The organism is Deltaproteobacteria bacterium (assembly GCA_016219225.1).
GTDB lineage: Bacteria > Desulfobacterota > RBG-13-43-22 > RBG-13-43-22 > RBG-13-43-22 > RBG-13-43-22.
The window spans coordinates 1-9,349 of sequence record JACRBX010000044.1; the positions used below are offsets into that span (position 1 = coordinate 1).

The following is a 9,349-nucleotide window of genomic DNA, read 5'->3' on the forward strand; positions in this document are numbered from 1 at the left end:
ACTGGCCTACACAAGACAATATGACGCTTTCCACTCGGCTTCTCCATCATGTCCGTATCAATCCAGATTTTTCAAAATCGCGTCCAAAACCTTGTCAAGAACTTTTTTTAATTATTTCAAATTTTTTGCTGAATAGTTACTTATTTTTTATTTAAATACCCCCCTAACATCCTCTTAAAAAACGACTTCTGAACGGGTGAGGCCATCTTCAAAAGGGGGGCATCAATCGTCTGCCCCCGCATAATCTTTTCGGGTATTTCCTTTACCATGGCCTGGGCCTGTTCCGGACCGAAGAAGGTTTCTAATATCTTTCGGGCCTGCGAAAGGATCGGAGGGCGTCTTCTTGGAGAATGGGCGTCGGTGGCAATCAAGTGGGCCATCCCCATCCGGACCATTTGAAAGGCGGTTTCCTTTATTTGGCCGCCAAATGCCCCGGTCAGGCTCATAGCCGTGATTTGGACCAAGGCCCCGGCCTTGACCCACTCTTCAAGGCCCTTCCAATACCCTTGAATGATGGTATTTCGTTCCGGATGGGTGATAATGGGAATAAAACCGGCGAGTAGGGACTCAAAAATAAAATCCCGGGTAAATGGTGGAATGGATTGGGCCGGAAGTTCGAGCAGAAAGTAACGCCCACCTAATAACAACCTGGGGTTTTGACGTAAAAAAGGAATCGTTTCGGGATGGATATGGATATCGGCCCCTGGACGAAGTTCCAAGTCCACTCCTGCTTTTTTCAGATGCTCTTCCAATTGCTCCAAGACGGGCAAAATAGTCTGTTCACTATTTTGGTACACACCGTTTCGGCAATGGGGAGTAGCCACCACGGTCCCAATGCCGTCGGCCGCCGCCATCCGGCACATGGCCACGGCATCCTCCAGATCCTTGGCCCCGTCATCCAATCCGGGCAATATATGACAATGTATATCAATCATGCATATTTTGGTTTAGCCACAGACCCACCCAGACTGACAGGGACTTTTAAGAATCTTACTATACCTAATGCTCTATAATTGAGAAATAGGGCCTGGACAGTATCTTGCTATTATTAGGACGGTATTTTACCCCTACCGAAACTTTTCGGAGGAATACCGTTTAGTTTTCATCCGGAAATCCGGAGATTCCGAATGAAAACTAATTAAATTTGATTGCCAATCTAAATGGCAACTTTTCAAATTTAATTTTATTAGATTCCTTGAAATGAATCAACTTAAATTCGTGCTCTCCTTCAGGGATCATTATTTTTTTCTCTCCTGAATATCGGCTCCCGGCCCAGGCCGAGACAAACCGTCCATCCAAAATAAGCTTCCAGGCCCCGGATGGCTCCCCGGAAAAATCAATCTCCAACCGGCTTAATCGATTTCCGTTCCTAAAAGGGGCCTTCCAGGCCGGCAATCTTTCAAAAACGCCTTCCAGGACCCAGGCATCCCCCACCACCCGGTCCATTTCATACAACCCGAGCTTCTTTTGAAGATTTTCCAATTCCACCCGATCTCCGTCGCTGCGCAGCGTCTGCTTCAAAACCTTTTCAAGGCGTACCCAGGCCGGGAAAAATTGGGGATTATGCTGAATGGCCCGATGAAATTGGAAACGGGCATTTTTAAGGTCCCCTTCTTCTTCCGCCACCCTCCCTAAAAAGTAAGCAATCTCGGTAAAAGAGCCTTGTTTCTGTTCTTCCAGAAGCTTAAGGTTCCAGGCTAATTCTTTCCGGTCCCACAACGCACCAAGCACTCCATGCCGGCGGTCTTGAGATTTTAAGGCCTCCAATAGGCTTCCTTGTGCCAGCAGGAGCCCGGGGTACCGGGGATCCAGGATTCTGAGTTGTTCTAAAATGTCTTTTCTTTTATCCAGGGATCCGGCCCTGGCCGGAAGGGCCTCTTCCCAGAGGCGTTCAATTTCCCTTTCCCGATAGTGCTCCCCTTGCCTGAGGTATTCCAGCCCTTCTTTATAAATCCCTTGTTTTAACAGATGAACTCCGGTCAAAAGATAGGACTTTGTCTCTTTTGGAAGGATACCTGTTAATTCCTTAGCCCCTCCCGGACCAAGATACAAGAGGACCTGGTCGGCTACCCGGGGAGATAAATCGGGATTCAAGGATAAAGCCCGGTTAAAGGCCTCCATCCATGATTTTTTTTCTCCCTTCCCGCCCTGGCGAGTGTAGGAGGCCAGACCGATCATACCGGAATCGAGATGCCCCGAAAAGGCATAGGGTCGAAAACGGGAGGCCTGTAAAGAGGCCTGCTCCGCTAAAGGGAAGTAGGTCTTCGGCTCTTTACCGGCCTTAAAAAAAGCCGTCCAGGCAAAGTCTCTCCACATGTTCCAGGCCGTTGGATTCCGCACTATCCCTTGACCCAGGAGATAGAGATTTAAGTCACCGATTCCTTTGTGGATCCTATCATCCACCTGACCAACCAGGGCCGGTTTTTCAGTCACTCGGGAGGCCAGCCAGCCCCAATACCGAGCGTTCCCGGGGGCCAGGGTCCAGGCCTTTAGCAAATCCGAATCAGTCGGTTCATTAAATGGGAGCGTTGAATTCCAAACAGTCCGGGCCAAAGTATCAGCCTGCCATACCTGAAAAGTCCTCAATGACAAGGCCCCAAAAAAGAAAGTGAGTAAGGTCAAGAAAGGTATGGCCGCCCACAAAGGAACTTTCAGGACCGCCCTGGCCGGAGGGGCTTTTTCCCGACCTTCCGATCCGGGAGAATTAAGAACCGACCAGGTTAGAGCGGCGATCAAGGCCAATAAAAGGGCATTGGCCGGGAGGTGCAGATTGAAGTCACTCAAGGAATGGAGGGAAACCGTTACCATGGCCCCCAGGCCCCCCAGACCTAAGCCGATCTTAAAAGGATCGCGGCGTTTCCGCCAGAGGGCAATCGATCGCCCCATAAACCAAATAAAACCCCCTCCCAGGATCAGCAGCCCTATGGACCCCGTTTCGGCAAAAAGCTGGACCCAATCATTATGGGCATAGTCTCCCAGGGCCTCTAAATGCCGCGCCTGATAGGCGGGATAGACAAATTCAAAGGTCCCCAACCCCGTTCCGGAAACCGGAAACTCCCGGCCTATCCGAAAGGTTTCCTGAGCTAAGGCCATCCGGTCTTCAAAACCCAATTCAAAGGATTGAAAGCGTTCCAGGACCCGGTCCAGGGCCACAAAACCCACATAAGTGCAGATCAAGGACAGGGCCAGCAAAAGGATGACGGTCTTCTGACTTTTAAAAAAACGGGTCGCCAGCAGAAGGCCCATGATGATCAGGCCGGCCAAGAGGGTCAACACCCCTCCCCGGGAGGCCGTGACCAGCAAGGCCGCAATCATCATGGCTAAAACCAGCAAAATAATAATCCCCCTGATACCCAGGGAGCCCATATGGACCCCGGCCCGATAAACCAGGGCCTGCTTATTTGGAAAATTTTTTTCCTGATGCTCTTTGCCCAAAGCCCACAGATAGCCTACGCCCAGGCAGATGATCATAGCCAGAAAGCAGGCAAAATGGTTCCGGTAGATAAAACTCCCGGTAGCCACCTCTTGACTCACATCTTTCAGCCACCAGAGCACATAAGGCCTGGCCGTAGCCACCTGGCCCAGGGCATAAAGACTTTCCAGGGTTCCCAAACCCATCAGGCCCACGACCAGCCAATGGATTTGCCTGCGCGATCTGATTCCCCAAAGGGCCAGTTGATAAAAAGCAAGGAGAAACAAACCGAAGATCCAGCTATTGACCGTCATATAGGGGTAAAGGGATAAGGGGTGGGGAAATTCTCCTCCCACTGATCGGGTTCCATTCCAGATTTCGAAGGCCTTTGGCGAAATCACTCTTAAGAGATCGGGAGGAAGAGGGATAAGAGAAAGGACGGTCCACAAGAGAAACAAAAGACCGACCCAAAAGACCGGGTCCCGAATAACCGGGACCTGCAAGGGATAGCTTTGGGGTTTTTTAAAGGTCTGCTGCCAGAGGATGGCTAAGGTGAAGAAAAACAGGAAAAGGATAAGGGGGGTCTGAACCCAAAGGTGGGCCCCTCCGAAAAAAATCGTGGCAAAATACAGCAGACTGAGAAGAACAATAGGTATAAACAAAACCACCTCAAATAATTTTTATGTGTGTTTCTGTACCTGCCCCGCTCGCTCAATTGTTAAGATTTTTAATCAGTCCTCATCCGATCTTTTTTACCAAATAAATCATCAGGTACAGCGTAAAAATCAAAACCCCCCCGACAAGGACAAGCTTGCCGATCGAATAGCCCTTAAAAAATGGTTTTTTATAGCTTTTTTGATTTTTTGTCGCGATCATCCCTCGCCAGTTGCACTCTTTGCAGCGATAAGCCCTTTGGTTGAAATATTTTAAAAATTTTTCAAGTCGTCCCCTGGAATGGCTTCGCCGGAGTTTCGATGATCCGCATTGGGGGCAAGTGGGTGTTGGGTTATTGGGTCTTTGAGTCATTGGGTCTCTTGGGTCATAGGGTCATAGGTCATTGAGCTGCCCTTAAAATGTTGATGATCCGTTCCTGGTCCTCCGGCTTCAAATAAGGGTGCATAGGTAAGCTAAAGATACGCTTGGCGCAGTCTTCACTGATCGGGAAGTCCCCTTCGCTATAATTCAGAAAGGCAAAGGCCTTCTGGAGATGAAGGGGTTTGGGGTAATAGATGGCCATGGGAACGCCCCCCCTTTTAAGATTTTCCATTATTATTGAGCGGTGTTCTTCGCTCTTCGATAAAATAGAGTATTGTGCCCAAGCGCTTTGATATCCGGGGGGCGAGTTCGGAGTATGGAGTTCGGAGTTCGGAGACATCAAGGTGGTATAGTTTTGGGCCACTTCTTGCCGCAGTTCGATTTCCTCGGGGAAGATTTCCAATTTAGCCAAAAGAATAGCCGCCTGGAGCGTATCGAGTCGACCGTTGATCCCGATTCGGATATTTTCATATTTATCGTTACCCTGACCATGGATCCGCAAAGACCGCATCACCTCGGCTAATGGATCATCATTGGTAAAACACATGCCGCCATCCCCATACCCGCCCAGTGGCTTAGCCGGGAAAAAGGAAGTACAGGCCAGGTCGGACAAGGAGCAGGCCCTTCGGCCGAAATACTCGGCCCCGAAAGATTGGGCCCCATCTTCGACGACAAATAAATTAAATTTCTGCGAAATTGAATTTATAGAATTGTAATCAGCAGGGAGACCGAAAAGGTCCACCGCGATAATACCGCGCGGAGACAGTGACGAGTGACGCGTGGCGCGTGACGGATCTATAAAGTTCGGAGTTCGGCGTTCGGAGTTCGGAGAGTTTAAAGATGAATCGTTCGGAGTTCGGCGTTCGGCGTTCGGTGACAAAGGCCGGGGCAAGGGGTAGATTGATGGATCGTTTGATTTTAGAGCCTGGATGGCCAGTTCGAGTTTGGCCGGATCGAGGTTGAAGGTCTTTGGGTCGATGTCGACAAAAATCGGAGTGGCCCCAAGAAGACTGACGGCCTCGGCAGTAGCGATGAAGGTGAAGGGGGTGGTAAAAATAGCATCGCCAGGGCCGACACCATAGCCCATCAAGGCCAATAGCAGGGCATCGGTTCCCGAGGCACACCCGATGGCATTCCTAACGCCCACATATTCGGCCAACTGGTTCTCCAGTTCTTTGACCTCAGGGCCCATAATATACTGCCCATGGGCCAGTACTTTTTGGATTTTTGAATCTATTTTTTCTTTAATCCGTTGCTGTTGGTATTTTAGGTCAATAAAGTCCATAAGATATTGATTAAAGCTCCTTGCACTTGGAGATTTTCTCTCACATTTTACTGTTACGAGGCACAGGTTGCCGGTTGAGAATGAACAAGTTTCCCTCTCACAACTCGTAACCCACAACGAAAATTTTAAACATCATAAATCCGGATAGGTCGAAAAAAACCGCCCCCACTTGGATTCTTTTTTTAACCGGTTCATCATAGGGGTGCCCTTGAAAGGCCACCAGATGAAGTCATGATAAAAAAAGGACCCGAAGATAAACAGATTAACCAAAGGGGTATGAAAAAAAATCTTCTGGTATTTCCTGAAGGGGCTGAACCATAAGAGGTCTCCTATATTACTGGCAAAATTATCCCCCACTTGAAATCCGAAATTTTCCCGGGAGACATCTTCCCCCACGACATCAATGTCTTCAAACTTTCCCTGGCCCAACCCGTCCTCTAAACCCAGACGAATAAAAGGCAGTTTCAGAGGATCAAAGCCCATCATATGGGCGGCTACCGCATCAATAGCGACGCTGTCGCCGCTGGCCAGGAGATAATCCTTTTCCACCGGGATCATGGTCCTTGGCCCAGGGCCGGAACCGCAGAGAGTCCCATCCATCAAAGCGAAAATCCCGGAATGGATCTCTTTTTGGATGGCCAGGAGATCCACCAGGGTTTCATGAATGACGCTGTGGGTATAATGTCGTTTGGTATTCAAAAGACCCCCGAAAGCATTTTTCATGGCCCCGGTGGTGGTGGTATAAATATGGGTTTTAACGGTCGGAAGATGAACGATATTTTTCCCTATGAAGAATTCGGGGATGCGGATTCCCCGGGGAAAGATACGATCCAGGACCCTCATTCGGGCCTTGGGACGATAATCGATCCATCGGATCTGTTCTTTCTTGAAATTATAGAGCTCCGGAATGCGGTATTTCTGATAGATGGGGGTCAATTTGTTCAGCCTTCCACCCTTATCGGGATTGGTGACCACCGTATTGTTATGGACCGCCACCAACTCCTTATAGCCGTTTTCCTGTAAGGCCCGGATCATCCCCTCCAACTGCCAGGGGGTGGTATTGGCGGAAAGAAAAGGGAAATGCCAGGAGATGTTGTCTTTGAGGATGACCGGCCGGGTCGGATCGAGATGCTTTTTCAATTCAGCCCATTCGACCAGTCGGCTGATATCGTCAAAGACGGTCTGCGGGCTGGTTTTTAGAACAGCGACTTTGGAGTTCATAAAAATTCCGTTCAAATGTTTTTTCCACCCAACACTTCCCGTTTGATGCGGTTGATGTGGCCTCGGCCGGAGCCCTTCACCTCGCAGCCCAGCTCGAAATATCTCCGGATCTGATCGTCTCTCAGTATCCCAAAACAATCGATGACCGCCGCCGGTTTTCCAATCCAGTCTACGACCTGGTCCGGATCCAACTCCAGATAAGGCAGATGACGAACGGCCAAGACCAAGGCATCCGCTCCTTGTACGGCCTCCGGAATGCTTTTGGATACCAGAAGATTGGTCAGCCCTTCCTGATTCCGGAAAAAACGGGACCAGCTGCTATGGATCGGATAATCGTCTTGTTTTTCCATCTCCCACCAACGATCCACATAAGGATCATGGACCCTGACCTCCGCCCCCATCTCGCTTAACTTCCGGACCAGAAGTTCTGAGCCGCTGTAACGCGTATCCCCCACATCCTCCCGGTAGGATATCCCCAGAACCGCAATCAGGGAAGAGGCCACAATCCGGTTTTTGTTGCGCAGGGCATCCCGGACCAATTGGGCGGCATGAAGGGCCCGGGTATCATTGATATCGATGGCCAGTGGAGTGATCTGAAAGATATCATCTTGAAAACCCATCAGGTGTTTATAAGACCAAAGCCCTAACCCCCCGTCCTTGGGCAAACAATAGCCCCCGATCCCCGGGCCGGGGAACAGGATATTATTGTGGGTCGGACGGACCTTGATGGCCTCGATGACCTTGACCAGGTCCACCCCGTTGCGTTCAGCAAAAAGACTCCATTCATGCATAAAGGCCAGCACGGTGGCGCGGAAACTGTTTTCGACGATTTTGCAGGTCTCGCTTTCCATGGGCCGGTCTAAGACCGTCAATGGATATTTTTCCACCTCGATGACTTCGGAAAGGAATCGAACCACCTTGGCCCTGGCCTCATCGTTGATACCACTGCAGACCCGCCAGAAATTCCGGATCGAAGCCACATATTCTTTCCCGGGCATGACCCGTTCAAAACTGTGGGCCAATAGAGGATCCTCGGACAGACCCCTTTCTTCAAAAGCCTTTTTAATATAAGGGTAGGCGATGTATTCGGTCGTTCCCGGCGGTACGGTCGTTTCGATCAGGACCAGGGCCTTGGGAGAAATTTTCTGCCCGATAATCTTGAAACTTTCTTCCAGGGCCTGAATATCGGCATTACCGCTTTTGACATGGCCCAGATCTTCTTTAATGAAATCACATTGAACGTCAACCACGACCACATCGGCCAGGGAGAGGGCCTCCATGGAAAAGGTAGCTGTCAGGGTTTTTTTATCCAGGACACAACGCCGGATCAACGGGGCCACCTCCTGGTCTTCAGCGGTGACCGGACAAACTCCCCGATTGATAAAAGGGATCTTCCAGAAGGATCTGGAGCTGGGTCGCTGCATGCCGATGACGAACTTCCCGGATCGGCCCTGAGCATCCAGAGAATCGGCAATCACGCCGGCCATCACCGCCCCGACAAAGCCGACTCCCATGACCACCACGATCTCCCGATCCAAACGGCGTTGTTCTTCGACCAGGGTGCGGAGCCGCCTGTTTTCTATTTCCTTATCTTCGGCGTTCGGGAGAGAAAATCGTTCTCCCGTAGGGGCCAGTGAATATTCCATAAGTTATAAAAACCTCCATTTCTTGTCTATTTGGTCTATAGGGTACGGGCTTTGGACATAGAGCAATTACATACAATAGATCCTGTTAATCCTGTCTAATCTGAATTATAATTTCCGGATAAATTCCGGTTCTATTTCAACGGATACGGCCCGGTTCAACAACTCCACGCCCACCACAAATTTTCCCATTTTCCCCTGTCTGGAAATGAATATACCCTGAGCGCCTTGCAAAGGCCCCCTTTCAATCACTACCCGATCTCCTTCCCGGACAAAGGGGTGGGGGAAAAGAGGCTGCAGGCTGTCCACGGCAATCTGTATGGAACGGATCTCCTCTTCCGGAACGGGAATCGGCTTACCTTCCACGGTCAAGGCCTTGACCACCCCGGAGGTTTTCAACACCTCCCAATACAGTTTAAGTTCCCAGGGAATACAGAAAAAAACATATCCAGGGAAAAGGGGGAGCCAGATCTTTTTTTTTCTATCCAGCCGACGGCTCATGGTCTCGATTCTGGGTAAAAAGGCGGAGATGGATTTATCGGTTAAGGCCTGATAGACCTTCTGTTCATAATGGCTTTTAGTATAAATCGCATACCAGTTTTCTTTATCGTTCATCAATTTGAACTCTCTATTAGCCAAAGCCCCACAGGGACATAGTGGACCTTGTTTATGTGTTTCCGTGTGGATCTGTAGTAAGATAGGTCAGGCATCCTGCCTGACCATAGGTTGACAAGAATTAATCTTCATATCCAT

6 protein-coding genes are annotated in these 9,349 nt (G+C 49.7%); all 6 read right to left on the reverse strand.

What is annotated here, in order from left to right; all coding sequences use genetic code 11:
• Positions 1-140: 140 nt before the first annotated feature.
• Positions 141-935 (reverse strand): hypothetical protein, encoded by a 795-nt coding sequence (locus tag HY879_03355; protein MBI5602367.1) that lies wholly within the window; start codon positions 933-935, stop codon positions 141-143.
• Positions 936-1,134: 199 nt separating this feature from the next.
• Positions 1,135-4,074: an O-antigen ligase family protein gene (locus HY879_03360; GenBank protein MBI5602368.1), complete on the reverse strand. Its 2,940-nt coding sequence runs from the start codon at positions 4,072-4,074 to the stop codon at positions 1,135-1,137.
• Positions 4,075-4,466: 392 nt separating this feature from the next.
• A complete protein-coding gene (locus HY879_03365) occupies positions 4,467-5,732 on the reverse strand; it encodes a DegT/DnrJ/EryC1/StrS aminotransferase family protein (GenBank protein MBI5602369.1) in 1,266 nt (421 codons plus the stop codon).
• A gap of 132 nt (positions 5,733-5,864) precedes the next feature.
• The gene (locus HY879_03370) at positions 5,865-6,953 is read right to left on the reverse strand and encodes a DUF362 domain-containing protein (GenBank protein MBI5602370.1); all 1,089 of its coding nucleotides are present in this window, start codon (positions 6,951-6,953) and stop codon (positions 5,865-5,867) included.
• A gap of 11 nt (positions 6,954-6,964) precedes the next feature.
• Positions 6,965-8,599 carry a nucleotide sugar dehydrogenase gene (locus HY879_03375; protein ID MBI5602371.1) on the reverse strand — a complete coding sequence of 545 codons (1,635 nt, stop codon included), beginning with the start codon at positions 8,597-8,599 and terminating at the stop codon, positions 6,965-6,967.
• A gap of 105 nt (positions 8,600-8,704) precedes the next feature.
• Positions 8,705-9,211: a UpxY family transcription antiterminator gene (locus HY879_03380; protein MBI5602372.1), complete on the reverse strand. Its 507-nt coding sequence runs from the start codon at positions 9,209-9,211 to the stop codon at positions 8,705-8,707.
• Positions 9,212-9,349 lie beyond the last annotated feature (138 nt).

What these genes read in the sequence shown, in the direction of transcription:
- HY879_03355 (MBI5602367.1), bottom strand. Translation starts at nt 935, where the DNA reads ATGATTGATATACATTGTCATATATTGCCCGGATTGGATGACGGGGCC.
- HY879_03365 (MBI5602369.1), bottom strand. Translation starts at nt 5,732, where the DNA reads ATGGACTTTATTGACCTAAAATACCAACAGCAACGGATTAAAGAAAAA.
- HY879_03370 (MBI5602370.1), bottom strand. Translation starts at nt 6,953, where the DNA reads ATGAACTCCAAAGTCGCTGTTCTAAAAACCAGCCCGCAGACCGTCTTT.
- HY879_03375 (MBI5602371.1), bottom strand. Translation starts at nt 8,599, where the DNA reads ATGGAATATTCACTGGCCCCTACGGGAGAACGATTTTCTCTCCCGAAC.
- HY879_03380 (MBI5602372.1), bottom strand. Translation starts at nt 9,211, where the DNA reads ATGAACGATAAAGAAAACTGGTATGCGATTTATACTAAAAGCCATTAT.